Source organism: Nostoc sp. UCD121, from assembly GCF_014222285.1.
Lineage (GTDB): Bacteria > Cyanobacteriota > Cyanobacteriia > Cyanobacteriales > Nostocaceae > Nostoc.
Window position 1 is genome coordinate 1 of sequence record NZ_JACKZS010000496.1, and the last position, 893, is coordinate 893.

The window sequence follows — 893 nt, forward strand, 5'->3', positions numbered from 1 at the left end:
TCTTCACGAGCGATGACACAACATATCTGCACATCATCATGTCGGCTCAGTAATGCTTCGATTTCTCCCAACTCGATACGGAAGCCCCGAATTTTAACTTGATTGTCAATTCGTCCCAGGTATTCAATGTTGCCATCCGATAAATAACGTGCCAAATCCCCAGTTTTGTAGAGGCGACCAGAACCAAAGGGGTTGATAATAAATTTTTCCTGAGTTAGTTCTGGACGGTTGAGATAGCCTCTTGCCAATCCCACACCACCGATGTGTAACTCTCCTGGTACACCCACAGGCACTGGTTGTAAATTTTCGTCTAAGATGTAAACTTGTGTATTGGCGATCGCACGACCAATAGATATTTTCTCGTCAAAGGTGCATTTTGCAATCGTGGCACAAACACTAGCTTCCGTTGGCCCGTAAGCGTTGAAGAAGTTTCTGCCAATAGACCATTGCTTGATTAATTCAGCTGAACTTGCTTCTCCAGCGACAATTATTGTTTGCAGTGCCGGAAGCTCCTCAAAAGGCATAACTGCTAACGCCGATGGTGGTAGCGTGATATGGGTAATAGAATAATCACGTAATCGTTCAATTAACGGCATCCCTGGGAATAGAGAGTCTTTTGTTCCCAAGTACAGCGTTGCACCTGCTCCTAGAGCCATCAAAATTTCTGAGATGGAAGCATCAAAACTGAAGGAGGCAAATTGGAGAACGCGGCTATCCGAAGTCAAGTCAAAAGTTTGAATCTGAGCTTGAGCTAAGTTGCATAATCCCTTATGCTCAACCATCACACCTTTAGGTCTACCTGTTGAGCCTGAAGTATAAATTACATTAGCTAGATTAAAAGCTTTGGCTTCACTAGTTGGGTTATCTTGATTGTTTTGGGCAATTTGTGACCA

The 893-nt window shown here is 43.6% G+C and carries 1 protein-coding gene; it reads right to left on the bottom strand.

The genetic code is table 11. The features are described 5' to 3' along the window. On the bottom strand, positions 1 to 893 hold an 893-nt coding region (locus tag GNF10_RS37150), incomplete at both ends, for an amino acid adenylation domain-containing protein (RefSeq protein WP_185607510.1).